This is a genomic window from Streptomyces sp. NPDC005963, assembly GCF_040638655.1.
Taxonomy (GTDB): domain Bacteria; phylum Actinomycetota; class Actinomycetes; order Streptomycetales; family Streptomycetaceae; genus Streptomyces.
Genome location: NZ_JBEXVD010000042.1, coordinates 22,824 through 46,499, shown reverse-complemented (window position 1 = coordinate 46,499; position 23,676 = coordinate 22,824). Strand labels below are relative to the sequence as shown.

Here is a 23,676-nt window from a genome sequence, read left to right as displayed (position 1 = left end):
ACAAACGCGACTACATCTTCAACGGCACCCTGGCCACAGCAGCCATCGTGATCTGGCTACGCGACCTCATCAAAGAGCCATCAGACACTGCCTAGCCGCAGGAGTCAGCGCCTGGCCGGACAACACCTGGGGCGGCACCCAGCATCTCGCCGCAGCCGACTTCGACGGCGATGGCAAGACCGACCTGCTGCGCATCGCTGCGAACAACCTCTACCGGTACAACGGCAACAGCAACGGCAGCTTCGCACCCTTCGTGATGCTGGGGTCGAGCAACTGGGCCTACGTCGACGAACTGACAGTCGGTGACTACAACCGCGACGGCGCGGCCGACTTGGTCGTCGAGCTCGACACTGGCGGGCTGCGTCTCTTCGGAGGACGAGGAGGCAGCTTCCCCAGTGATCTGACCGAACCCCTCTGGCCCAACACCGGCTGGAACATGCGGCACATCGCCTGAACCAGGGGCCCGGCACACACCGAAGCGCGTGCCGGGCCCCATCGGGTCGACGGGCCCCCCTTGGGTGGTCCGTGTCAGGACCGCTCGGCTGCGAGTTCGCCCAGCAGCGACCAGGTGCGGCGTCGGTCGGCGTCTCCGGCGACTTCCGTGTCTGCGAAGACGACCTCCGTCGCCCCGGCGTCCAGATAGCGCTGGATCTCCGCGCTGACCGTCGCCTCGTCGCCGATCGCCGCCACATCAACGGCCCTTTTGCCTCCGGAGAGTTCGATCACCCGTGCGTACGACGGGATCTGCTCGTAGAAGGCGAGTTGCTCGGCGGCCCGCTCACGTACGGAGTCGACGTCGTCCGTCACCACCCCGTTCACGATGGCCACGATCCTCGGTGCGGGGCGGCCGGCCGCGCTGGCGGCGGCGGTGACCGCCGGCACGATGTGCTCGGCCAGGGCGCGCGGGCCGGCCAGATAGGGCAGGATCCCGTCGGCCAGCTCACCGCTGACCCGCAGTGCCTGGGGACCCATGGCGGCCACGAGGAGTGGTACGCCCCCTGTGGCCCCGGGTACGTGGGCGGGAAGCGGAGTGGTCGCGCTGATCAGTTCGCCCTGGAAGTCCGTGGTTCCGGTCTCGGTCAGTTGGCGGAGCACCACGAGGAACTCGCGCAGGCGGCCGATGGGCCGTTCGAAGGGGATGCCCATGCCGTCCTCGGTCAGCAGACGAGTGCCGAGTGCGAGACCGAGATGGTAGCGGCCGTGCGTGGCTGCCTGGGCCGTGAGTGCCTGGCTGGACACCACCAGCGGATGGCGTCCGAAGACGGGAATCGCTGACGTCCCCACCTGGAGATCGGGGACCTCGCGGCCGACGATCGCCGCCAGTTGAGGTGAGTCGATGCCGAAGCCCTGTCCGAACCATGCGGAACGGAGCCCGGCGGCTGCCGCTTCCTTGGCGAGCCGGACGGTGGCATCGACCTGGTTGTCGGAATCGATGGCGCTGATTGCCACTCCCACATTCATATCAGCGTCAAACAGGGGGAGTTGGGGCTCTATTCCGGTTCATTTGTGACGAGTGTGTTTCCAGTTTTGAACTGCGCTCCCCGGAGGTCGAGTGCTGGACTGAGAGCGCGGCGGGCGCGAGGTGACGGTCGGGTCGGACAGCGGGTGCGATCACGCGGGCGGGCGGCGGTCGAAGGTGCTGCGGGCGGGGTCCCATTGCGCGTCAACCCGTTCCGCCGTCGTCATTCGATCCGTTGACTGACCAATCCGCCCCGCCGTCGGCTCCGAATGCCGAGTGTGAGCAGGTTCTGCCCGTCGAGAGGAGCGCAGTCGTGACCGACCGCCCCTCCCAACCACAGACGGCTCGCAGTCCTGCCGAAGAACTCGACATCTCATGGAGTTTCGATGAACGCCCTTCGCTTCCGCCGCACCGCCGCCGCTGTCGCCGCCGCGACGATCCTGCCGTTCGCCCTGGCGGCCTGCTCCGACTCGGGCAAGGAGTCGTCCTCGGACTCCGCTGCCGAGGCGAGCACGGACGACTCGCAGGCCCAGGAGTCGGCCGCGCCCGATGACGCTGCGGTGGGTGACCAGCCGTTCGGCACGGCCTGTGCCTCCGTCCCGAAGCAGGGATCGGGCTCCTTCGACGGGATGGCCAAGGACCCCGTCGCGACGGCCGCCTCGAACAATCCCGCACTGTCGACCCTGGTTGCGGCAGTCAAGCAGGCAGGACTGGTCGACACCCTCAACAACGCCCAGGGGATCACCGTCTTCGCACCCACGAACGACGCCTTCGCGAAGATCCCGAAGGCCGACCTCGACAAGGTGCTCGCGGACAAGGCCATGCTGACGAAGATCCTCACCTATCACGTCGTCGGCCAGGACGTGACTCCTGCACAACTGGAGAACGGCAACTTCGAAACCCTCCAGAAGGGGAAGATCACCGCCACCGGTTCTGGAGAGGCGTACACGGTCAACAACACCTCGAAGGTGGTCTGCGGCAATGTGAAGACCGCCAACGCGACCGTCTACATCGTCGACACCGTGCTGATGCCCAAGTAGTCGGTACTCGGCGCGGCGAGCACTGCGGAAGCGGGTCGGCCATCCCCCGATGACCGACCCACCTCCGCGTGCAAGACCGGACGCGCGGCGCGGCCTAGCCCTGGTCGAGCGGGAGGGCGATGTCGGCGACCTGTCGATCGGTGGGGAAGGAACCGAGGCTGCGGGTCGCGCCCGTCAACAGATTGACTTGGTACAGGCGGTGTCTACTGCCGCTGCGCAGTGTGGCGAAGCCGTGGTTCGTGCCCTGCTCGGGGGCGAAGTAGATGTCGAATCCAGCGCTCGGCTCCGCATGGAGACCGAGCCCTCCCGTGGGGGCGAGGCTCCCGGCGTTGGCCGGTGACTGGAGGGAGAGCCGATCAGTCAGTGTGTCGAGGTCGAAGAGCGTTGTCGCGGTCGCGGTGTTGAGGTCGTTGTTCGTGTACGCGGCCCCGGTGATGCCCTTGGCGGTGGAGGGCGGCACCGTCGGATTGCTGAGCACGCCGTCGGCGACCGTGCCGATCGTTCCCGTCGAGTCATTGATGTTGTGCCGGAGGTTCTGTCCGGTGTCACTCACCACCCGGAGCCTGTCGGCCGCCGGGTTGAAGTCGACGCCGAACCACGTCCCGGAGAGTGCGATCGTGAGCTGCGAGACCTTCACCGCACGCGCGTTGTTGGTCCCGATGGTGTAGATGCCTCCCTGGTCGCCGACTCCGTACAGCTTGAGGTTCTGGACCCTGAAGTCGATGCCGATCAGTTTGGTGTCACCCGCCAGACCGCTGAGCGTACCCACCGACGTGGTCGCCGACGGTTTTTCGACACCGAACCGGACCAGTCGCTGGTCGGTGGTCAGTCCGTACGCGGTCAGTGCCCTGGGTGCGGCCAGGGCACGACCGTGGTGACGCTCGGGACCCGACGCTGCGGAGGTGGCTGATTCCGTGAAGGCCGTTGCGGGCGCGGCCAGAGCGGCGACCAAACAGACGGGGACCGCGACGACGGAGATTCGCATGTCAATGCTCCTTGTAGGGGGTTCGCCCGGCATGGGCTGCTGTCCGTACAGGGTTCGGAGCAAAGAGCCACCGAGTTTGGGCAAAACAGATGAAATCACTCCGATGGCCCTCGTGGAGCGACGCAAATGGGGTCAGTCGTGGACATCAACGGGCCCGTATCCCGGGTGTGCATCAGCCGATCTGCCATGAGGGCGTCCCGAGCCGGTCAGATGAAGGCGCGGGCCGTCGCGTACAGCACGTGGGTGTGCGAAACACCCGCTCCGCACGGCTGTGATGGTGGGCGGAGCGGGTGTTCGACACCGGTCGGTGGGTGAAGTCCCGGTAGCCGGTGCTGCCGGAATCCATGGAGCGCCAGGACCTGCGCTATGGGACCTCGTGCGTTACGTGGACTCGTGCAGTCAGCGGAACCGGTCGGCTCAGACGCGGGGCCGGTCAGGCACCTCCCGGCCCAACCACGCCGCCAGTCGATCATAGGCATCAGCCCCCGCAGGCGCTTCGCGGACGGCTCCGAAGGGCACCGCGCCGCCGCGCCTGTCGGCAGGGAGCGCATCATGTGCGATGGGGATGACCGCTTCAGCCAGCGTCGGATCCAACTGTGCCGGTCGACCCAGGGCCTCGGACAGATCCCAGCCGTGCACCACGGTCTCCAACAGGGCGAAGCCGATCATCGCGGCCCCCACGGTCTCCTCGGCCCACGGCGACGAGACCGTCGAGCCCAACTTCGCGTCGTCCGACCACGCCTTGCCGAAGCGGCGGTGCGCATCCTCGTACGCCCCGCGCCAAGCGTCGTCGGCAATGGCGGACACCGGCGGGGGCGCCGACTTCCAGTCACCGTTCTCCCCGATGTGCGCCATCAGGTGCAGCCCGTTCACACTGTGCAGGAGCAGTGCCCGAACGTCGAACTCCGAGCACGGTGTCGGATCGCCGAGCCTGAGCGGTGTCACCGTCTCCAACAGAGTGGCGAACTGGTCGGCTGCACGCTCGTACAACGGACGAGGGTCATTCATCTGGTCGATCTCCTGTGTGTGGAATCGAGTGCTCGAACGTCTGCACCTTCGAGGAGTAACCTGACAACCCCCGTCATGTTTTCCGGAGAGTCTGCGCCCGTGAAGTCCGACCGCCTTCTCTCGATCATCCTGCTCCTCCAGACGCGCGGTCTGGTGCAAGCGGCTGATCTCGCCGCACGTCTTGAGGTGTCCGTACGCACCATCTACCGCGATGTGGAGGCGCTGTCGGCCTCCGGCGTCCCCATCTACACCGAGCGGGGGCGCCACGGAGGCATCGCACTGCTGCCGGGGTTTAGAACCGACGTCACCGGCCTGACGGAGGACGAGTCCCGGGCCCTGTTCGTCCTGACGACCCGGGGGACCCATGCGGCGCTCGGGCTTGACGCGGCGTTGGGGTCCGCGCTCCGCAAGGTCATGGCGGCGATACCCGCTCCCCATCGCCCTGCGGCAGAACTGACGAGCCGTCGCATCCTGGTCGATCCGGAGCGCTGGCTGCCCAGACCCAGACCCGCGGTCGATCTCGACGTACTCAACTCCGCAGTCTTCACCGACCGTCGACTGGCCCTGCGCTATCGCCGCAGTGGTGCCGTTGAGCCCGGGAACTACGTCCTCGACCCCTATGGGCTCGTGGTGAAGGCGGGGGTCTGGTATCTGGTGGCCGACAAGTCGGGGTCTCCGCGGCTGTTCCGTGCGGACCGGGTGGTCGAAGCGTCCGTCATCGATGAACCGGTGCGCAGACGGCCCGGTTGGGAGTTGGCAGACGTGTGGCGGGCGATGAGCTGCGAAGCCGAAGAGCGGCGTTGTGCACTACGGGTGGCCGTACGGCTGCACAGGGACGCTCTGACGCTCCTCCAGTGCCTGGCCTCGGGCCGGATCGTCGGAGACCTCGTCCCGGATGGGGAGGACTGGTTGAGCGCCGAGCTGGCATTCGACAGCGTTGTGGAGACCAGGATGCTGCTCGCCTTCGGTGAACAACTGGAGGTGCTCACTCCACCCGCGATACGCGAGGAGTTGGTGCGCGTCGCAGCGTCGGTGACGAGCGTCTATACCGTCGGTGTGAACTGAGTCGCCCCTCGACAGGCCCACTGCTGGAGGGGCGGTGCCTCACCACCGTGCCGGGAACACCCAGGGGGAGACGCTCAGAACGGCAGGCGCCACCGTGCCCGACGGCCCGCGGAACTGCTCCGGCTCACGGCGCGCGAGCTGCTGTGGAACGGCTTGCTGAGGAGCCGGCCCAGGATCCCCGGTGCCTTGCCACCGGCGCGCGATCCCAGGCCGAGCGTGCGTTGGGTTCCACGTTCGGGATGGCGGGAGAGGCGCGGCAGGAAGAAGGCCAGCACGGCCAGTACCGCGCAGACGGCGATGATTCCGACAACGATCACGAGCGACTCCTCAATTCGGTTCGATCACCGCCCGGAACTGACACCGGTGCATCAGCTCTCCGAGCCTCGGGGCGGTGAGCGGGCAGATCCGGTACGGGACCGGGCGCGGGGGCTCGTTCCTGCGCTGAGCAGCGTCTGCCCGAAATGCCGTACCGCATTCGCCGAAACGAAGAAGAGTAGTGCCGGCCGCCGGCAGAACGGGGCGATCGAGGTCCGCCCGTACCGCCCCGCACTGTTGAGGGGCCTCCTTCCCCCGGCGGCCGGGAGGAACGGCGGAACGGACCGGAGGTGTGTCCTCCGGCCCGTTCCATGCCTTAGTGCGGCGGTTGATCAGCGGGTGGGCCGATCAGCAAGAGATGTTCGCGCCGGTGGGCACTCCCAGGATCTGGGTGAAGTTCTTGTACCGGTTGATCCGGCTCTGGACCTGCGCCGGGTTCTTGCCGTCGCACTCCAGGAAACCGTTGATCGAACGGATGGTCTGGCCGAAGCCGGCGCCGCTGACCATGGCGTCGTGGCCGGTGACCGGGCCGGGGCCGTCCTGGGTGTTCCAGTACCAGAGGGCCGTCATCATGCTGATCGCGGGGTCCGTCTCCACCTTCTCCGGGTGGTTCAACAGATCGATGCCCAGCCAGTCACCGACGGCCTTGTAGTTGAAGTTCCAGCTCAGCTGAATGGGGCCGCGGCCGTAGTAGGCCGAACCGCCCGCAGGACAGCCGTAGGGCTGGGTGGTGTCACAGTAGTGGGGGTAGTTGTCCTTGTTGATCTCCGTGATGTAGAAGAGCCCACCGCTCTCATGGCTGATGTTGGCGAGGAAGGCCGCGGCCTCCTGCTTGCGCATCGTGTCCGTGCCGGTGTGGGCGAACTTGGGGAACGCCTTCATGGCGTCCGTCAGACCCTTGTAGGTGTAGAACGGATTCCTGCGAGGGAACATCTGGTTGAACTGTTCCTCGCTCACCACGAAGCTGTTGGGGTTCGGGTTCCCACCCGTGCCGCAGGTGTACGCGTCCCAATAGTGCGTGCTGACAACCGGGTTGTAGCCCGGGTTGTTGCGCTCGGCGATGTACACCTCACCGTCGGTGTACTTGACGATGTCACCGGTCTGGTAGTTCGCGCCGGCGACCCAACTGGGTGCGATGGCGCAATCGTCCGCGGGTGAAGCGGCAGAAGCCGTTGCGGTCGGCACGAGAACCGTCGCTGCCAAGGAACCGGCCGCAACGACGCCGACCATCAGCGCCTTCATACGATCTTTGAGCACGAGTTATCCCTTTCGTGCGTCAGCGGACATGCCGGCGAAACCCGAGGGAACGGGGTTCGCCCGGCACGCCGTGGCGGGGGTGTAGACCACACTGAAGCGTCCCGAGTGGGGGCGAGTCAAGGTATAGACCAATGAAGTTTCTGAAACAACGAGCCAATTTCCAGGGCCCGTTGGCCTGCAAAGAGCTGCGAAGAGTCGCGGCGCTCGGCCGATCGACGGGCCCTCGGGGCGAGATCGTTCGGGGTCAGCGGCATCTGTTCCCCCGGCGGCCATGGGTACGACGGATCAGGCTGCACACGGGCCTGGGAAGTCGTATTTGCAGCTGCGAGGAGGCCATCGTCGGGCATCATTTTGATCTCCGTTGACCCTGGGCAGGAGGTCTGGACGGAGGGTGCTCCGGGCTGCGGTGGAGTGCTCGGCATGGCATGATCAACGATCAAGAATATTGGTAGAGTCTGGCGAAGATGGTGAAAGTTACTGCCAGAATGAGGCTCGGGCTGTGTGTTCAACAGCCCCTGCTGCGGAGCCGGAACGGCTACGGCGGTGTCAAGCAACCCCCATCGTACGGAAGGTGCTCGGCACGGAGAGCCCGGCGGTGGCAGGGGTCACATGGAACCCACACAACACATGGTTCGTTGCACCACACGCATCACATGGACAGCTTCTGTGTGCGTCAAACCTGCCGTGCTCGCAGACTCTCTCATGGGTGACGCGTGTGTCCCTCGGCAGTGCACGCTCGACGCACATCGGACCTCGTGAACCAGGTGGTCAAAGGAGGAGGGGGAATGGACGCTTCGGAATCCGACATCGAACCGGTGCGCCGGGTCGAAGCGGCCCTGCGGTCCCTCGGAGCCACGGGCGGCGACTGGACCCGGCGAACCGAGGAGCCGTCCTGGTTCGTCGAATGGGTGGGCGACCTGATCGATGTCGAGGTGTACATCGGCCTCATGGGTCACGGGCAGCGACCGGACATGGTTCGGGTGCTGCTCGACGACTGGGTGTTCGACCACGTCGTCGTGGATCACCTGGACCCCTTCCTTCGAGCGGTCTCCTCCGGTCGGGCCCGCCTGACCGACGAACGCTGGCTGCTCCTCTTCACCAGCCAGGTGCTGGAGATCCCCGTGGGTGACCGCTCGTACTTCGCCAGCCGTGCGGTGCAGCACCGCGATTCCCTCGCCGAATGGGAACGGAACCTGTTCGTCGACTGAGGTGTCCGGGCTCGTGATGACGAGGCCGAGTCGGCGAGGGCCACTCCCTCGATGCCCCCGCACCAGGGGCCTCCGCGCCGGCTCACCTCGCTCCGCCCCCGCACCACCCGGCGCTCACTCGTCTCGATGTCAGCCGGAGCGGACCTCACCCGACCCCGGCTGGAGATCCGCCACCAGGCGGAAGAACGCAGCCTCGTTTCCCGCCATGCCCAGTTCGCCCAGGGCTTCGTCCGCCTCCGCGATCGGCCCGGCGAGGAACGGCAGGGCCATCGGAGGGTGTGACGGGCCGTCGAGGACGGCCCGGGTGGTCTGGAGCAGTCGTAGGTACGCCTGCGCAGCGGCGAGTTCGCGATGGGTCATGTCAGCCTCCCGGTGACCGAGGTGTCGGACCGTCAGCATCTCGTACCGCACTGACATCGACCGGGACAGCAGCACGGGGCCCGGCCCTCCGTCCGAGTGGGCCGGACCCCGTGGGGTTTCACCTCAGAGGCGTCAAACGATCTGGTCCGACAGTTCGGCCTGCTCGCGAGCGGACCCGTATGCCTTCGGCGTTCCGTACGATCCGCGTGCGACGAACCACCAGACGGTCGCCAGGGTCAGCACGGTGATCAGCGCCACCGAGGCGTAGTTCATGGTGTCGACCGTGACCGGACTCGACTGCGGGAGCAGGAAGAGGACCGTCACGAACGCCACCCACACCACGGCGATCCAGCCGATGGGCTTGCTCCACTTGCCGAGGCTCCACGGCCCCGGCTCGAAGCGGTCGCCCGCCCGCAGCTTGAGGTAGACCGGGATCACGTACGCGGGCGTGATGCCGATGACGTTGATCGCGGTCACTGCTCCATAGGCGGTCGTGGAGTAGAGCGACGGGAGGGCCAGCACACACGCGAATCCCACCGACAGCCACACCGCGGGCACGGGGGTCTGCGTCTTGCTGCTGACCTTCCGCCACAGGGCCGAGCCGGGCAGTGCGTTGTCCCGGCTGAAGGCGAAGACCATCCGGCTCGCCGCAGCGACCTCGGCATTGCCGCAGAAGAGCTGGGCGACGATGATCACGAGCAGGAGCGCCGTGGCTCCACCGGTGCCGAGTGCGTCCAACAGGATCTGGGCCGGGGGCACCCCGGATGAGCTGTTGAGTGCGCCGTCGTAGTCCTGGATGGCGAAGGTCAGACCCGCCAGCAGCGCAAATCCGGCGATCCAGGAGACCCAGATCGCGCGCACGATGCCTTGGGCGGCGGTCGTGGAGGCGTTGGACGTCTCTTCAGAGAGGTGCGCGGAGGCGTCGTAGCCCGAGAAGGTGTATTGGGCGAGCAGCAGACCGATCGCCGCGACGTAGATGGGGTTCTCCCATCCGGTGTTGTTGACGAACTCGGTGAACACGAACTCGGGGGACTGGTGGTTCTTCGGCACGACGGCCAGTACGCCGACGATGAGGGCGACGCCGCCGAGGTGCCACCAGACGCTGATCGAGTTCAGCACGCTGACCAGCTTCACACCGAAGAGGTTCAAGGTGGCGTGCAGCAGCAGGATGCAGATGAAGATGAGCATCGTGGTTTCGGGGGTGGGCTCGAATCCCCACTGGAGGTGCAGCAGTGCACCGGTGAACAGTGCGGCGCCGTAGTCGATGCCGGCGATCGCTCCGAGCAACCCCAGGAGGTTCAACCAGCCGGTGTACCAGCCCCACTTGCGTCCGCCGAGCCGGTCCGCCATGTAGTAGAGCGCACCGGACGTGGGGTAGGCGCTGGTCACCTCGGCCAGTGCCATGCCCACGCAGAGGACGAACAGACCGACGATCGCCCAGCCCCACATCATGACGGCCGGTCCGCCGGTGTTCATGCCGAAGGCGTAGAGCGTCATGCATCCGGAGAGGATGGAGATCACGGAGAAGCTGATGGCGAAGTTGCCGAAGCCTCCCATGCGGCGGGCGAGAACGGGTTGGTAGCCCAGTTCCCTCAACCGTTCCTCTTCGTCGATCGGGGCCGCAGAGGTCGAATTCGACCATCTTGGTCCGGGTATGGACATGGAAATACCTCCGGGGGAAAGGTGATGTCTGGTAAATGCCTTGGATGAGTGGTCAGTGGCCCGCGTCGCGAGCGGCGCTCAGGCACCGGGCGCGTGCGCGGAGGTAGACGTCCTCCGCGAGGGCCGCGTCACCGGGACTTTGCGAGCGGTACAGCCAGGGGGGTGCGGTGTAGTAGGGGCCGAGGGCCTTGAAGACCCGGGCGGCCTCGATGAACCGTCCCGCTCCCCACAGCGCGTGGGCGAGGTGGTTGAGGTCGAGGAGCGAAGCCTGAGTGGGATCGACACGGTCGAACCACGACTCCAACGCCACAACAGCCTCACGCGTTGCATCGTCGGTCACCCAATGCAGATCGAGCGCCCGCTCGTGCCCGTTGTCCCTGCGATAGCGCTCCACCCGTACGTAGAGCGGTAGCGCAAGGATCGCGGAGCCGACGGGAGCGGCGGACGCCGCCCACAGGACGAAGTTCACCGCCTCCGAGAGGTGCCCACCGCCGGATTTGCGGCTGTACACGAACTGGAGCATGCGGTGGTACGCCTCGCGGTTGAACGGGTCACGCTTGTGGGCTTCTGCCAGTAGCCCCCAAGGGCCGGGGAACAACATGGGGCCCGGGGGGACCTGTCGGTGTTCCTCCAACCGTTGCTTGTCGTCGAGCTGGGCGAGCGCGAGCAAGCACACCCACGGCACCGGGTCGTTGGGGGCCTGATGAGCCGCGATGCGACAGGCGTCCCACGCTTCGTGCCACAGGTCCTGAGTCCGCGGGTGGCCCTCACGATGTGCCCTGAGCGCGCGCTCGACCGACACCCGGCAGTGCATCACGATCGCGGACAGTGAGGCAGGTTCCTCGGTCCGCCAGGCGTGCACGGCATCGGAGCCGGCCGCGACCGCGGCCAGTACCTGGGTGCGCTGGGTCCACATGCCCCAGTCCGAGGTGGAGTTGAGCAGGTTGCGCATCGACAACCAGCGGCCCGTCCTTAAGTCCTGCATGGCGGAGCGCAGCTCGTTGTCATGGCCCGCCGGGTGGTACACCGGGCGGAACTGGTCCTGGGACATCAGTCCGCCGCCGCCCCCATCGGTCTGCGTCGGCTTGGATGTCGCACAAAGGTCGTCATGGGTCCTCATAGGGACGGGTGGGGGGTGGGCGCGGCGTGGTTGTCTCGATCCACTCCGCGTATGCGCGCCGATCTTACTCAACCCGACGACAACGACAAGAAGTTGATTGCTACGGATCGATGAAAAGACGTGTGCATTGACGGTCAACGACGATCAACACCGGTCTCAGGAAGTCACCTTGACGTATCCGCTCACTTGTTCCAACCTGGCAAGTCGTCAACGATCATCGATCAAGGAGTTCTTGACACATTCGTGATGATCGATGATCCCGCCAGCTGAAGAACCGGGTGACCCATGTCCAGCGCCGTACTCGCCGTTGACCAAGGCACATCGGGCACCAAAGCCCTGGTCATATGCCCTGAGCGCGGGGTCATCGGCACCGGGACCGTAGCGGTGTACCCACGGTACGGGCCCGGCGACCGGGTGGAAGTGGACCCGATGGCCCTCCTCGACTCCGTCGTCGAAGCCGGTCGACGGGCCCTCGCGGAGGCCGGCGAGCCCGTGGCCGCCGTCGGCCTGGCCAACCAGGGCGAGACGGTGCTGGCATGGGACCGCTCCAGTGGGACCCCCCTGACCGAGGCCATCGTGTGGCAGGACCGCCGGGCCGAGTCGATCTGTGCGGAGCTGTCCCCACGCGCCGACGAACTCACCCGGCTCACCGGGCTCCCCCTCGACCCCTACTTCGCGGCTCCCAAGATGGCCTGGGTACGAAGGGAACAGACCCGCGAAGGAGTGGTCACCACTACCGACGCCTGGTTGGTCCACCGGCTGACCGGGGCCTTCGTCACCGACGCGGCCACCGCCGGCCGTACCCAACTCCTCGACCTCGACGACGTCACCTGGTCGGCGCGCGCACGGGAGATCTTCGGGCTCGGTTCGGAGCCCATGCCGGAAGTCGTCGACTCGGCAGGACCGGTGGGCACCACGACCGCCTTCGGTACGGACATCCCGCTCACCGGCCTGCTCGTCGACCAGCAGGCGGCCCTGTTGGCGCAGAGCGTCACCGAACCGGGAACGGCCAAGTGCACGTACGGCACCGGGGCCTTCCTGCTCGCGCAGACCGGAAGCACTCCGCTGCGCACCAGCAGCGGTCTCGTCAGCTGTGTGGCCTGGCGACTGGGCGGTCGCACCGACTACTGCCTCGACGGCCAGGTGTACACCGTGGCCTCCGCCGTGCGTTGGCTCACCGACCTCGGAGTGATCTCCGGAGCCGCCGACCTCGACCCGATCGGGTCGGGCGTAGCGGATGCCGGGGGAGTGACCTTCGTTCCCGCGCTCGCTGGACTCGCGGCCCCCTGGTGGCGCGGCGATGTGCGCGGCTCGCTCAGCGGGCTCGGTCTGGACACCAAACCCGGCCATCTGGTCCGTGCACTGTGCGAGGGCATCGCGGCCCAGGTCACCGAGTTGGCAGGAGCAGCCGCCACCGATCTGGGCCGCCCCCTCAGCGTGCTGCGCGTCGACGGCGGTCTGACCCGCTCCGCCCTGCTGATGCAGACCCAGGCCGACCTGCTCCAGCTCCCGATCGAGGTCTCGGCGCTCCCGGACGCCACCGCGCTCGGTGTCGGCGCCGTGGCCCGGATGGGGATCGAGCCGGGGCTCACCGTCGAACAGGCGGTGCCCCGGTGGGAGCCGGCCGCGGTGTACGAGCCCGCCATCAGCCCGGCGGAGGCGGCGCAGCGCCTGGACCGGTTCCGCACCCATGTGCGTCAACTGCTCGACAGGTCCCCGGCCGGCCCGGCCGGTGGCGATCGCTGAGGACGGGACGGCACCGACCGGGCGAGGCGGGGCCCTGGGGGCACCTGTTCGATGGGATTGCGTCACCGCAGGGACGAGGGGATCGGTGGATCACCGTGCGGGGACCGGATGGACGCGCAGCTCAAGGGTGGTTTCGACGAGCGATTCCGGCTGCGGACCGGGTGGATGACGGTACGCGGGGGAGGGGAACTGCCCCGGAAACACTCCCGGGAACGCCCCCGTGTCGAAGGGAACGTCCACCCGCCCTATCGGCTCGCCTCCGCCCTGCACACTCGGTGCGTCCCCGGTAGCCGTCGCCGGCTGGCCGCCCAAGGAGACCTCGGCACCCCCCTGCCTGGTTCCCCAGCCGGTGTTGGCGCAGGTGGCGGCCCCGTACCAGCGCATGAAACGCAGTACCGTCCAGGCGAACACCACCGCCAGCGGCATCAGCATCCAGGTCACGATCCGTGAGCGGATGCGTTCGTCGGAGCGGATGATGCTCAGATACCGCAGCCCCTGGGCCCAGCCGATGAGGAACGGGATCAGGAGGAACGAGGAGTCTGGGGCGTTGTCGTACTTCAGCGGCTCGACCACCAGCAGCCAGACCAGGATCGATGTCGACAGGGCGACCTGGAACCAGCGCAGCAGATGGATCCAGTAGGCCACGCCGTCCAGTGGCAGATAGCGCATCCGCCACAGGGACCGGATGGTCGAGCCGCGCATCCAGCGCAAGTACATCCGGCACAGATGGCCGAACTTCTCGGGCATGGCGGAGAAGACGACGGCCGTCGGTTGCTGGACGGTCTTGCCGCGCAGCAGCGCGTAGAGGGTCAGGAGACTGTCGTCCGACATGGTCACCGGTCGACCGCGGAACGTCTCGCTCAAATAGGCGTCGAGGTTGTCGCGGATGACGCCCGCCCGATACGCGGCCAGGGGACCGGAGTTCACGAGCACGGCCCCCACGGTGGACAGTGCGGATCGGTCGACCAACTGGCCTGTCAACAGCCAGAGGTCGGTGATCCGGGCCAGCAGATTGGCCCGGTGGTTGGTCGCGAGAACGATTCCCGCCACGGACTGGACGGAGCGCCGACGGAACGGAATGAGTATTTCCGCGATGGCGTTGGGAGCGAGGCAGCTGTCGCTGTCGAGCGTGACGTAGACATCGGCCTGCGGACTCGCCCGTACCCCATGTCCCTGCGCATGACGTTTCCCTCCGTTGGCCACTCGGCGCCAGGTGGTGTGCACCCCCGCCTGCCGCGCTGCCTCCAGCCACCATGCGCGCACCTCGGGGTACTCGGTACTGGTCGATCCGTCGTCGACGACGTGCACGCTGTCGGGCAGTCTCGTCTGCTCCAGAAGGGACCGGAGCCCGAGGCGGAGATAGCCGTCGTCCTCGTTGTACACGGGGACGAGGACGGCCACGTGGAGATCCGCCAGCCTCCTCGCGCTGCGGGGGGTGGCGCGATGGGGGCGGTCGAAGTGGTACATCACGGTCTGGGCCATCAGCAGGACGAAGGTGACCGCCCACACGGCGCCGAGCCGACCACGGGTCGCATCACCGAAGTGGGTTGCGGCGATGGCGTGCTGCGCCGCCCAAGCAGCAGCCGCGGTCAAGGCGATGGCCCCGGCGAGTACCGTGCCGGAATGGTGCGGATGGGCGGCGAGGGGTCTGGGAGTCATCGTTCGCCGGCCGTCCGGTCGCGGCGGAAGCCCAACCGGATCAGGACGGCACCCGCGCAGACGACGAGGGCGGCGATGCCCAGGAGCCACCATCCGGTGACCACCGTTCCGCCGACGATGATGGCACCGGCTGCCGAGCCGGTACGGGCGAGTTGGGAGTTCTCGGACATGCGTGCCTCGCTCTGGTCGTGGGGTTTCGGCGGTGGGACTACAGGTGTTCGATGTGATCGCCGACCCGTATCACCCGGCGCGTGTCCAGCACGTACGGGGCGAGCCGGTGCACGGCCTCGAAGTCGAACTCGGGGTGGTCGGTGAGCACAACGACCGCGTCTGCCGCAGTGAGGTCCTCGGGCGTCATCTCGGCGAGGTGGTCGGCATCGGGTGCCGTGGCGAGATGAGGGTCGACGGTGGTGCAAAGCGCCCCCTTGGCGGTGAGGAGATCGACGACGCTTCGGGCCGGGGACTCACGGGTGTCCGAAGTCCCGGCCTTGTAGGTCAGGCCCAGTGCGAGGATCCGGGCGCCCTTGAGGCACTTGCCGCTCTGGTTCAGGGCGTTCTGGAGGCGCTCCACCACATAGGCGGGTTGGCGCTCGTTCACCTCCTGCGCGAGCTCGACAAAACGAAACGTTTCACCGAGTTGTTGGCGCACGTGGTGGGAGAGGTACACGGGATCGATCGGCAGGCAGTGGCCGCCCACCCCGGGGCCCGGTGTGAACCGCATGAAGCCGAAGGGTTTCGTCCCCGCGCAGTCGAGGGCGTCCCCGACGTCGATGCCCAGGAGGTGCCCCAGCTTGGCGAGTTCGTTGACCAGCGCGATGTTGACGTGACGGAAGGTGTTCTCGAAGACCTTGGCGAGTTCGGCCTCCTCCAACCCGCGGGCGGGCACGGTCTGCTCGACGAGGGAGTCGTAGAAGGAGCGGACCCGTCGGAGACAGTCGGCGGTGAGTCCGGCGACGACCTTGGGCGTGTTCTCGAACCGCCAGACGGCATTGCCCGGATCGATGCGCTCCGGGCTGAACCCGACCGAGAAGTCACGGCCGGCGGCAAAGCCGGAGCCCTCTTCGAGCAGGGGGACGAGAACGTCACGGGTCGTGCCCGGATGGGTGGTCGACTCCAGTACCACGGTGCAACCCGGCTCGATGAACTCCGCCAGCGTACGGGCCGCGGCGCGGACGCACGTCAGATCGGGTGCCCGATCGGTCAGCGGTGTGGGGACCGTGATGACGGCGACATCGAAGCCCTTGAGGTCCGCTGAGTCGGATGTGGCCCGGTAGGCGCGGGAGTCGATCGCCGTCCGCAGCCGGTGGGACGGGACGTCCTCGACGTACGATTCGCCGGAGCACAGGAGCGCGCAGCGGGAGGGGTCCGGCTCGTAGCCGACGACCTGATGCCCGACCTCGGCCGCGCGCATGGCCAGGGGGAGCCCTACATAGCCTTGTCCCAGTACGGTGATGTTCATGGGGGTGGGGGTCTTTCTGCCGGCGGTGCGGGGGTGCGCGGGGCGTATCGGCCGGGGGAAGAGCCGCGGGTATGACCGGGCCCGCGGCGACGGTCGGATCCCGACGGAAGGTGGCCCACGGGGTGGGCTGTCTGCGAGGTGATGGCCGGCCTCTCGGTTGAGGGCATGGGTCCGTGTCATGACCGTTCGACGGACACCATCAAGCCCGTGGTGTAGCTGAGATTTCAGCCGACAGAAGTGGCCTGTGTGGCACTCTTTTGCCGTTCCGTGACGCTCATTGGCCAGTTCTCATCTTGCGTTGATCCGTGCTCATCGAATCCATCGAACCCCTGACGTGCTGGGGGAGCAGATCGGATCACCGTGTCCGACGACGCTGGAAGACGCCCGTCACAAGGCGCCGGCGGCGGCGCGACCACATGGGAACGGCACCGCTGAACTCGACCACGTCCGGGTCGAGTTCAGCGGTGCCGAGAGGGGGACCGTCGTCCGGGCAGCGAACCGTGCCGCGCCACGGTCACCGAACGGCGAACTGCGACTACCGGTGCGGAAGGGGGACGGAGTCGATGCTCGGGTTACCGGTGAGGAGGTTCTGGGCTCCACGACCGGGGTGCCGCGGGTGCGGTGTCTCGGATCGGGAAACCATGCCGTCGTGCCGTCTCGTACTACGTGTCACTTCCCGTCGGGAGCGTCCATCGCGGAACTTCCGCCGCGACGAGGTCGGCCGGGAGCCGGAAGACGAGGGAACCGAAGAGGAAGCCTGCTCCGATCGCACCCAGCACGACCACATCCCCGCGCCTGGTCCGCCCCTCGGCGGCCAGCCGCCACAGTGCCGTCAGAGGTGATGCCGCGGCGGTGTTGCCGAGGGTGTCCGCGGTGACGGGGACCCGGTCCGGTGAAGCGCCGGCCATGCGCCCGATGCGCCGTACCAGCTTGGCGTTCGCCTGATGGACGGCGAATCCGCTCACCTCGTCCACCGTGACACCGGCCGACGCGAGTGCCTCGCTCAGGGACTTCGGCACCCGGGTCATCGCCTCCCGCAACACCACATTGCCGTCCATGAAGATGTACGGCGACTGGGGCGTCTCCGTCGTGGACGTCGGCACCTCCTGTCCCACCCGCCAAGCCGTCGCCATCCTCACGCCGTCCGAGTAGACGTTGCCGAGGTCGTAACTGAGGAGCCCGTCCCCGCCTTCCGTCTTGTGGAGCACCACGGCACCCGCGGCATCTCCGAAGAAGATCCGAGTGATGCGGTCCTGTGGATCGGTGATTCCGGATCCCCGCTCGGCACAGACGACCAGTGCGGTGTCCAATCCGGGTTCCTGCAGAAGACAGGAGGCCGTGTAGATTCCGTAGGCGGACGAGGCGCAGGCGTGCTGGGTCAGATCGAGAATCCGTGGGGTCTCGATGCCGAGGCGCTCCGCGAGGCTCACCCCCAGGGAAGGCATGATCCAGTCGGGGCTGGTGCACGCGACCACCAGGACGTCGATGTCCCGTGCCCCGACGCCGGCCGCCGACAGGGCCTTCTCGGCCGACTCGACCGCGAGGTCGAGAACGGTCTCGTGCGGTTCGAGGAATCGCCGCTCCAGAATTCCTGTCTTCTCCTCGATCCACTCTGGTGTGGTGTCCAGCGTTTCGCACAGTTCCGCATTCGTAACGACCCTCTCGGGCAGTGCCAGTGCGACGCTGCGTGGACTGACGGGTGCGAGTGCCCATTGGGGCATGACGAAGTCCTCCTCGGAGCCGAAATCAAGGTGTGGGCTGGCGTGTCTACTTCTCCTCGAACGCCATGTGGACGGAGTCCCTCAGATACGCACTCGGTGTGGGGCGCTCGTCCAGCGTGATGCCGAACCACTTCTCGTATGCACCGAGCACTGCCGAGTCGTCTGCGAGCCGCTCCGTCTCCGTCTCCCTTCCGCGGGTGACGGTCAGCACGTCGTCCTTGAGCAGGACCCAGCCGTCCTCGGTCGGCAGGGAGCAGAACATGTTCTGGAGGAGCATCGAGTCAGGGCTGGTCCGGTACCAGAAGATGGTCTGGTCGAAGTCGGCCAGGGAGGTGGGATCGTCGTAGACGCGGTACTGGGGCTTTCCGTTCCGGAGGACGTCCGTTGCCCGGTCGTCGACCTTGCGAACGGAGAACGCGCCGTGCGGATCGCTCTGCGCCTCCGGTGTGTCCATGGAGATGGGGTATCTGCTCCCCTTCCCGAAACCCACGTCGACCAGCCAGTGCCGTCCTTCGATCTCGGCCGTGAGCAACATGTGGTTGTACGGATCGCGAAGCCGACCATCGATCCAGACGCGACCGTGCCGCAGGTGCACGTTGAATCCCAGGGCTTCCAGCAGGAAGAAGAAGGCACTGTTGAGCTCGCCGCACGCACCGCCGCGTCGCCGGTGCACGATCTTCTCGACGACCCGTTCGTCCTTGTAGTAGATCTCCTTGCCGAGGTGGTAGTCGAGACTCTCGAAGGGCACCGACAGCACGTGCCGCTCGTGCAGGTGACGCAGGGCGGCAAGGTCGGGGCGCTCTGGTCGTTCGGCCGCGATGCGTTCCAGATATGCGGCTGTCGTCACTTCATCCAGCATGCCGTTTCCCCTGTGGGTGTGGGATGTCAGTCGCTGTCGAACGAGAAGCGGAGCGAGTCGTTCGTGTACGGGGTCGGTATGGGTCGCTTCTCCAGCTTCATCCCGAACCACTTCTCGTACGCGCCCAGTACCGCGGCGTCGCCGGTGAGTCTCTCGGTGTGCTTGCGGTCTCCGGTGATGACCGTCAGCAGGTCGTCCCGCAGGATGACCCAGCCGTCCTCGGTGGGAAGCGAGCAGACGAGGGTCTGGAGGAAGGGGGATTCGGGGCTGGTCCGGTACCACCACATCGTCTGCCGGAAGTCGGCCAGCTCGACGGGCTCCTCGTAGAGGACGTACTGCGGGGTTCCGTTGCGCAGCACCTGGACGGAGCGCGGATCCAGACGCCGGGTGGTGAACTCGCCGTGCGGATCGGGCTGGGGCTCGTCGCAGTCCAGCAGGAGGGGCCGGCGGCTGCTCTTGCCGAATCCGATGTCGGCGATCCGCCGGGTGCCGCCAACGGCGACGGTCATCACCACATGGTGGTACGGCGCGGTCGTCCCGCCGTCCGGAAGGTGGACGCGACCTTGGTGCAGGGTCACATCGAACCCCATGGACTTGAGCAGGATGTAGAACGCCGTGTTGATCTCACCGCACAGTCCTCCACGGCGCCGGTGGACGATCTTGTCGACCGCTCGCTCGTCCATGCGGATGTCGGCGCCGCGGTGGTAGTCCAGGTTGTCGAAGGGCACGGACAGCACGTGCCGTTCGTGTAGATGCCGCAGCGCTTCGGTGTTCAGGCGCTTCGGGCGCTCGGCCCCGATGCGGTCCAGGTAGGCGGAGACCGTCTCCTTGTCCAACACGGCGTCTCATGTGTCCTTTCCGCTGAATCGCGATCCGTTGAAGCGCGGGAAGAGAGCTTCCGCGTTGGCGTGCTCCAGCCGTTCTCGCTCCGCGGCGCTGAACCCTCCGTCGGCGATGATGCGGTGACCGGTGTCGAGCGTGTAGTGCTCGGGCATCAGTGGGAAGTCCGAACCGACCAGGATTCGATCCGACCGTGCGAAGGACCGAAGGGCCGCCAGAGCAGGCGGGTCACCGGCCATGGCGATGTCGACGTACAGCTTGCGCAGTGAGCCGACGGGATCGTCTGGCAGTCGATTCGCGAGGGGCGCGCTGATGAGTGGGCCGCAGGCGAGCCGACCTGCGTAGAAGGGAACGCCGCCTCCGCCGTGCGGAAGGATCACCGGCAGGTCCGGGTACCTCTCCAGCGTCTGGTTGTAGAGCAGTTGGGCGGCGACCCGCACCGACTCGAAGGGGAACTCGTACAGCGAGGCCGGCAGCCCCAGGTCGGGCTGCCCGGTCGACGGGGGCACCGTCGGGTGGACGAAGAGCGGGCTGCGCCGGCTGGCCGCTGCCTCGAAGAGCGGGTCCATCAGTCGATCGCCCACGTACAGCCCGGCGTAGTTGCTGACGAGTCCCACGCCGTCCAGTCCGAGGGTGTCGACCGCGTACGCGTACTCCTCCAGCACGAGATCACCATGGGGGAGGGGAAGCGTGGCGAACGCACCGAAACGGCCCGGGTGCGCGGCGACCAACTCGGCGAGGAACTCGTTCACCCGCCGCGCGAACCGTGCCGCCGGCTTCGGTTCCAGCGTCGCCGGCACCCCCGGCCAGACGCTCACCACGGCAGCGCGGATGCCGTGCCGGTCCATCATGGCCAGACTGCCGCGCGCACTCCAGGTCGGTCTGTCGACTCCGGGGAGAATGCTCGCGACACCCAGCCGGGCCAGTTCGTCCAGGTAGAAGTCCGGCAGGATGTGGTGGTGTACGTCGATGGCCCGGGACCATGGCCTTCCGGTGGGCGACTGCGTGCTGTCCGGCATCGTCATCCTCTGGTTCGATCTGCTCTGGTTCGATCTGCTCTGGTCGGGGTTGGTCGCGGAAGACGAGGGGAGCACGCTTCGACGGGTGGGAGGCGCGTCCACCACGGGCGCCTTCAGGCTCGGCTGGTGCCCGGGGGGTTGCTGATCAGGCACCTCCACACACCGTCGGCGCCACGGCGCAGGATGTCCGCGGCCGTGCCTTCAATCCGCTGGTGCGTTCCGTCCGACCCGGTGCCCTCGTGCACGTAGTCGCAGATCATGAGTGCCGTGTCTTCGACGGTGTAGATGTGTCGCACCGACAGGGTGACCGGGAGGCGGTCCGGCAGCGTCTTTTCGGCCGACTTCCACATTTCCTCGCCCGTTTGATACTCCCCAGGTGCAAGAACACGCACGGCGTTCGGGTCGAATAGCTGCTGGATGTCCTTGAGGCTTCCGGAATTGAATGCCCGCTCGAATGCGGCCGACAGTTGCTCCGGTTTGACGGGAAGAGCGATCTGCTCATCTGCTGAGTTCGACATGCAGATAGAACAATGCACAGGCCGGCAGCTCTCAACCTGCGACCAGCCAGTTTGTCAGGTTCGGGCTCGCCGCCCGGGGATCGGGAAAGGAGGGTTCGTGAACCTGACGAACTATCCGCAGCGGGTCTGGGCAGAATGCACACGAGACCGTGAGGATGACGCCTCGTACCCGGGGGATGCCCTATTCCCCGCAATGACGAATGGCGAGGAGTTTTCCATGGTCAAGGTGGCCATCATCTTCCATTCCCGGAGCGGCAACATCTTTCAGCTGGCAGCTGCGGCGGCCTCCGCTGCGAAGAAGGCCGGCGCTGAGCCACAACTGTTCAAGGTCCCCGAGCTCCCGGACCCGATGGTGCTCGACAGGGAGGCTTACACCGAACTGGGGACGGCCACCAGCGACATTCCGGTGGCCACGCTGGACGATCTGGTGGCGGCGGACGCCATCATGATCGGTACGCCCGTGCACTTCGGCCTGCCCGCCCCGCAGATCTTGGACTTCGTCGACCGCTCGGGACCGGTTGCCATCCCCGGGAAGTTGGCCAACAAGGTCGCGACCGTGTTCGCGTCGGGGTCCGCCGCCCACGCGGGCCAGCAGACCGCCATCCTCGCGCTCCACAACGTGTTGTGCCACTGGGGCTGCCTCATCGTCCCCAACGGATCGAGCGTGGAAATTCTGGCGTCCGAACACAACGGGTCGCCCTATGGCACATGCAGCATCTCGCGGCACGCGCCCAACAACGTGCACGAGGACAATGTCAAGGCGATCGAGTACCAGGCCCTACGCCTGGTGGAGGTCGCCACCGCCTATCAGACCGGGCTTCAACAGCAGGAGTCCGCCATCGACTTCGTCACCTTCGACTTCCTGCTGAAGAAGTTCCCGCGGCTGTCCGTCGGCTGACCCGCGCGACTGCAAAGACGATGTGTGGTTGCACCCGCGGCACCTCCCTGCCGCGGGTGCACAGCAGGCCCCGGCCACCGGAGTTCTCCCACTCAACTGCCCTTCCAGGCGTGGTACATTGATCGAGTCATGGATCAACGTTCGAGTGCTCGATCGATGTCCGTTGGCGAGTCGCCCTCCGGGACGACCGACGGAGGCCGCGAGGGTGGCGGAACAACCGCCGAGGGGATCGGACGGTCCGCAGGGCTCGGGTCTCCCCGTGTCAAGGACGAGCGGCCCCGAGCCGCGCAACTCCCCTTGTCCCGTACGGCATCTGCGCGGGCACACACCCGCAGCGACTGCACATCGCACCGCACAGGAGGAACACGTGAAACTGGTCATCTTCGGCGCGAACGGCCCAACGGGCCGGCTGACCACCGAACAGGCAATCGCCGAGGGGCACGAAGTCACCGCGGTGACCCGTCAGCCCGATGCGTTCCCGCTGAGCGACGCCCGGTTAAACGTGGTCAAGGCGGACATCCTCAACGCTGACGAAGTGCACCGGGTGGTGGCCGGCCACGATGCGGTCATCTCCACCGTGGGGATCCCCTACACCAAGGAGCCGGTGACCGTCTACTCCGAGGGCACTACCAACGTCATCAAGGCGATGCAGGCCCATGGCATGCGGCGTCTGGTCTGCGTCAGCTCGATCGGGGCCAACTACGAGGACGCACCGGGCGAAGCGTTCGTGTTCCGCAAGGTGATCGTGCCGATCCTGCTCAAGATGGGGCGCCCTCTCTACGAGGACACGAGCCGCATGGAGGACATCGTCAGCGCGAGTGGTCTGGACTGGACGGTCGTCCGCCCCGCCGGCCTCTTCGACGCCACGACCACGACCAACTACATAGTCAGCAAGTCCCGCCACCCGGGCTGGTTCACCTCGCGCCGCGACCTCGCGGACTCGCTGGTGCGTGAGGCCGTCGACAACCTCAACCTCGACTCCCGCGTCGAGGTCATCACCACCGAGGGCGTTCCCACCTACTTCCAGGTCTTCGTCAAGGAAGCCTTGCACATCGGCAAGAAGTGAGCCGTAGGACGCGGGCCCGGTCATCCACCGTGCATCAGACACCGGGACGAGCGGTGCACGGTTGACGTTGTTCGGCCCGCACACGGGTGTGCAGACGCTCGGCTGAGGTCCTCGGCCGAGCGTTTCGCATGTGCGGGCCATCGCACGGACGGTGTTGACACGACCCTGGCGATCGCCGACTCGCGTCGAGGTACGGGTGCTGGACGCATCGGGTTCATCGCGGGCCGGGCTTCGATCCGCAACGCCGAGGTGGTGGACGCCGGTCGCGGCGTGCCGGGGCGGCACCACGGGGTACGCCCCCGTGGTGCCGCCGGCCGAGCCCCCGAGTTCACGTTCGTGGTGTTGGCGACGTGGTTCGTCGCTCCGGCGACCGGAGGCTCGGCACCCGGCCTGGCCCGGGAGTCCCGGGCCA

General features: G+C 66.9%; 23 protein-coding genes. 7 read left to right on the top strand and 16 right to left on the bottom strand.

Going from position 1 to position 23,676, the window contains the following annotated elements; translation table 11 throughout:
• A partial coding sequence (locus ABZ348_RS33275; RefSeq protein WP_358939507.1) for a VCBS repeat-containing protein occupies positions 1 to 454 on the top strand: 454 nt, incomplete at its 5' end.
• Between the two features lie 74 nt (positions 455 to 528).
• On the opposite strand, the gene ABZ348_RS33270 is transcribed toward ABZ348_RS33275, so the two are convergent.
• The gene (locus ABZ348_RS33270; RefSeq protein WP_358939505.1) at positions 529 to 1,461 is read right to left on the bottom strand and encodes an LLM class F420-dependent oxidoreductase; all 933 of its coding nucleotides are present in this window, start codon (positions 1,459 to 1,461) and stop codon (positions 529 to 531) included.
• A gap of 384 nt (positions 1,462 to 1,845) precedes the next feature.
• On the opposite strand from ABZ348_RS33270, the gene ABZ348_RS33265 reads away from it, so the two are divergent.
• Complete coding sequence (locus tag ABZ348_RS33265) at positions 1,846 to 2,499, top strand: fasciclin domain-containing protein (RefSeq protein WP_358939503.1); 654 nt, start codon at positions 1,846 to 1,848, stop codon at positions 2,497 to 2,499.
• A 94-nt stretch (positions 2,500 to 2,593) separates the two neighbouring features.
• Here the strand turns inward: ABZ348_RS33265 and ABZ348_RS33260 are convergent, their stop codons facing one another.
• Together ABZ348_RS33260 and ABZ348_RS33255 are read right to left on the bottom strand one after the other, a co-directional pair.
• A complete protein-coding gene (locus ABZ348_RS33260; protein WP_358939501.1) occupies positions 2,594 to 3,484 on the bottom strand; it encodes a DUF4394 domain-containing protein in 891 nt (296 codons plus the stop codon).
• A gap of 417 nt (positions 3,485 to 3,901) precedes the next feature.
• Positions 3,902 to 4,492: a TIGR03086 family metal-binding protein gene (locus tag ABZ348_RS33255; protein WP_358939500.1), complete on the bottom strand. Its 591-nt coding sequence runs from the start codon at positions 4,490 to 4,492 to the stop codon at positions 3,902 to 3,904.
• 99 nt (positions 4,493 to 4,591) lie between these two features.
• Here ABZ348_RS33255 and ABZ348_RS33250 point away from each other — a divergent pair, with 99 nt between their 5' ends.
• Positions 4,592 to 5,557 carry a YafY family protein gene (locus ABZ348_RS33250; RefSeq protein WP_358939498.1) on the top strand — a complete coding sequence of 322 codons (966 nt, stop codon included), beginning with the start codon at positions 4,592 to 4,594 and terminating at the stop codon, positions 5,555 to 5,557.
• A 74-nt stretch (positions 5,558 to 5,631) separates the two neighbouring features.
• Here ABZ348_RS33250 and ABZ348_RS33245 read toward each other — a convergent pair whose 3' ends face one another.
• Together ABZ348_RS33245 and ABZ348_RS33240 are read right to left on the bottom strand one after the other, a co-directional pair.
• Positions 5,632 to 5,874: a DUF6411 family protein gene (locus ABZ348_RS33245; protein ID WP_358939496.1), complete on the bottom strand. Its 243-nt coding sequence runs from the start codon at positions 5,872 to 5,874 to the stop codon at positions 5,632 to 5,634.
• Between the two features lie 346 nt (positions 5,875 to 6,220).
• On the bottom strand, positions 6,221 to 7,129 hold the full coding sequence (locus ABZ348_RS33240; RefSeq protein ID WP_358939495.1) for a glycoside hydrolase family 19 protein: 909 nt from the start codon (positions 7,127 to 7,129) through the stop codon (positions 6,221 to 6,223).
• A 785-nt stretch (positions 7,130 to 7,914) separates the two neighbouring features.
• Here ABZ348_RS33240 and ABZ348_RS33235 point away from each other — a divergent pair.
• Positions 7,915 to 8,337 (top strand): hypothetical protein, encoded by a 423-nt coding sequence (locus tag ABZ348_RS33235; protein ID WP_358939493.1) that lies wholly within the window; start codon positions 7,915 to 7,917, stop codon positions 8,335 to 8,337.
• Positions 8,338 to 8,466: 129 nt separating this feature from the next.
• On the opposite strand, the gene ABZ348_RS33230 is transcribed toward ABZ348_RS33235, so the two are convergent.
• The 3 genes from ABZ348_RS33230 to ABZ348_RS33220 form a co-directional block, all read right to left on the bottom strand.
• The gene (locus ABZ348_RS33230) at positions 8,467 to 8,697 is read right to left on the bottom strand and encodes a hypothetical protein (protein WP_358939492.1); all 231 of its coding nucleotides are present in this window, start codon (positions 8,695 to 8,697) and stop codon (positions 8,467 to 8,469) included.
• 132 nt (positions 8,698 to 8,829) lie between these two features.
• Positions 8,830 to 10,359 (bottom strand): amino acid permease, encoded by a 1,530-nt coding sequence (locus ABZ348_RS33225; protein ID WP_358939490.1) that lies wholly within the window; start codon positions 10,357 to 10,359, stop codon positions 8,830 to 8,832.
• Positions 10,360 to 10,411: 52 nt separating this feature from the next.
• The gene (locus tag ABZ348_RS33220; RefSeq protein WP_358939488.1) at positions 10,412 to 11,410 is read right to left on the bottom strand and encodes a hypothetical protein; all 999 of its coding nucleotides are present in this window, start codon (positions 11,408 to 11,410) and stop codon (positions 10,412 to 10,414) included.
• A 354-nt stretch (positions 11,411 to 11,764) separates the two neighbouring features.
• Between ABZ348_RS33220 and ABZ348_RS33215 the strand changes: the two genes are divergently transcribed.
• Positions 11,765 to 13,225, top strand: coding sequence for an FGGY family carbohydrate kinase (locus ABZ348_RS33215; protein WP_358939486.1), 1,461 nt, complete (start codon positions 11,765 to 11,767; stop codon positions 13,223 to 13,225).
• 90 nt (positions 13,226 to 13,315) lie between these two features.
• On the opposite strand, the gene ABZ348_RS33210 is transcribed toward ABZ348_RS33215, so the two are convergent.
• The 8 genes from ABZ348_RS33210 to ABZ348_RS33175 form a co-directional block, all read right to left on the bottom strand.
• Positions 13,316 to 14,884, bottom strand: a complete 1,569-nt coding sequence (locus ABZ348_RS33210) for a glycosyltransferase (RefSeq protein ID WP_358939484.1) — start codon at positions 14,882 to 14,884, stop codon at positions 13,316 to 13,318.
• The gene (locus ABZ348_RS33205) at positions 14,881 to 15,054 is read right to left on the bottom strand and encodes a hypothetical protein (protein ID WP_358939482.1); all 174 of its coding nucleotides are present in this window, start codon (positions 15,052 to 15,054) and stop codon (positions 14,881 to 14,883) included. Before ABZ348_RS33205 ends, ABZ348_RS33210 begins: the two co-directional genes overlap by 4 nt.
• Positions 15,055 to 15,092: 38 nt before the next feature.
• Positions 15,093 to 16,343, bottom strand: a complete 1,251-nt coding sequence (locus ABZ348_RS33200; protein ID WP_358939480.1) for a nucleotide sugar dehydrogenase — start codon at positions 16,341 to 16,343, stop codon at positions 15,093 to 15,095.
• A 662-nt stretch (positions 16,344 to 17,005) separates the two neighbouring features.
• Positions 17,006 to 18,064, bottom strand: a complete 1,059-nt coding sequence (locus ABZ348_RS33195; RefSeq protein ID WP_358939478.1) for a ketoacyl-ACP synthase III — start codon at positions 18,062 to 18,064, stop codon at positions 17,006 to 17,008.
• 46 nt (positions 18,065 to 18,110) lie between these two features.
• Positions 18,111 to 18,911, bottom strand: coding sequence for an arylamine N-acetyltransferase (locus ABZ348_RS33190; protein WP_358939476.1), 801 nt, complete (start codon positions 18,909 to 18,911; stop codon positions 18,111 to 18,113).
• 38 nt (positions 18,912 to 18,949) lie between these two features.
• Positions 18,950 to 19,762: an arylamine N-acetyltransferase gene (locus ABZ348_RS33185; protein ID WP_358939475.1), complete on the bottom strand. Its 813-nt coding sequence runs from the start codon at positions 19,760 to 19,762 to the stop codon at positions 18,950 to 18,952.
• A 6-nt stretch (positions 19,763 to 19,768) separates the two neighbouring features.
• Positions 19,769 to 20,782 carry an amidohydrolase family protein gene (locus ABZ348_RS33180; RefSeq protein ID WP_358939473.1) on the bottom strand — a complete coding sequence of 338 codons (1,014 nt, stop codon included), beginning with the start codon at positions 20,780 to 20,782 and terminating at the stop codon, positions 19,769 to 19,771.
• Between the two features lie 113 nt (positions 20,783 to 20,895).
• Entirely contained in the window at positions 20,896 to 21,300 is a 405-nt protein-coding gene (locus ABZ348_RS33175) for a nuclear transport factor 2 family protein (protein WP_358939471.1), read from the bottom strand.
• 97 nt (positions 21,301 to 21,397) lie between these two features.
• On the opposite strand from ABZ348_RS33175, the gene ABZ348_RS33170 reads away from it, so the two are divergent.
• On the top strand, positions 21,398 to 22,198 hold the full coding sequence (locus tag ABZ348_RS33170; protein WP_358939469.1) for an NAD(P)H-dependent oxidoreductase: 801 nt from the start codon (positions 21,398 to 21,400) through the stop codon (positions 22,196 to 22,198).
• A 367-nt stretch (positions 22,199 to 22,565) separates the two neighbouring features.
• On the top strand, positions 22,566 to 23,264 hold the full coding sequence (locus ABZ348_RS33165) for an SDR family oxidoreductase (protein WP_358939467.1): 699 nt from the start codon (positions 22,566 to 22,568) through the stop codon (positions 23,262 to 23,264).
• Positions 23,265 to 23,676 lie beyond the last annotated feature (412 nt).

Bases quoted from the DNA above. Each gene is read 5' to 3' on its own strand.
- ABZ348_RS33210 (WP_358939484.1), bottom strand. From the start codon at position 14,884: ATGACTCCCAGACCCCTCGCCGCCCATCCGCACCATTCCGGCACGGTA.
- ABZ348_RS33220 (WP_358939488.1), bottom strand. From the start codon at position 11,410: ATGTCCCAGGACCAGTTCCGCCCGGTGTACCACCCGGCGGGCCATGAC.
- ABZ348_RS33230 (WP_358939492.1), bottom strand. From the start codon at position 8,697: ATGACCCATCGCGAACTCGCCGCTGCGCAGGCGTACCTACGACTGCTC.
- ABZ348_RS33260 (WP_358939501.1), bottom strand. From the start codon at position 3,484: ATGCGAATCTCCGTCGTCGCGGTCCCCGTCTGTTTGGTCGCCGCTCTG.
- ABZ348_RS33180 (WP_358939473.1), bottom strand. From the start codon at position 20,782: ATGCCGGACAGCACGCAGTCGCCCACCGGAAGGCCATGGTCCCGGGCC.
- ABZ348_RS33205 (WP_358939482.1), bottom strand. From the start codon at position 15,054: ATGTCCGAGAACTCCCAACTCGCCCGTACCGGCTCGGCAGCCGGTGCC.
- ABZ348_RS33215 (WP_358939486.1), top strand. From the start codon at position 11,765: ATGTCCAGCGCCGTACTCGCCGTTGACCAAGGCACATCGGGCACCAAA.
- ABZ348_RS33265 (WP_358939503.1), top strand. From the start codon at position 1,846: ATGAACGCCCTTCGCTTCCGCCGCACCGCCGCCGCTGTCGCCGCCGCG.
- ABZ348_RS33255 (WP_358939500.1), bottom strand. From the start codon at position 4,492: ATGAATGACCCTCGTCCGTTGTACGAGCGTGCAGCCGACCAGTTCGCC.
- ABZ348_RS33235 (WP_358939493.1), top strand. From the start codon at position 7,915: ATGGACGCTTCGGAATCCGACATCGAACCGGTGCGCCGGGTCGAAGCG.
- ABZ348_RS33175 (WP_358939471.1), bottom strand. From the start codon at position 21,300: ATGTCGAACTCAGCAGATGAGCAGATCGCTCTTCCCGTCAAACCGGAG.
- ABZ348_RS33195 (WP_358939478.1), bottom strand. From the start codon at position 18,064: ATGCCCCAATGGGCACTCGCACCCGTCAGTCCACGCAGCGTCGCACTG.
- ABZ348_RS33270 (WP_358939505.1), bottom strand. From the start codon at position 1,461: ATGAATGTGGGAGTGGCAATCAGCGCCATCGATTCCGACAACCAGGTC.
- ABZ348_RS33225 (WP_358939490.1), bottom strand. From the start codon at position 10,359: ATGTCCATACCCGGACCAAGATGGTCGAATTCGACCTCTGCGGCCCCG.
- ABZ348_RS33200 (WP_358939480.1), bottom strand. From the start codon at position 16,343: ATGAACATCACCGTACTGGGACAAGGCTATGTAGGGCTCCCCCTGGCC.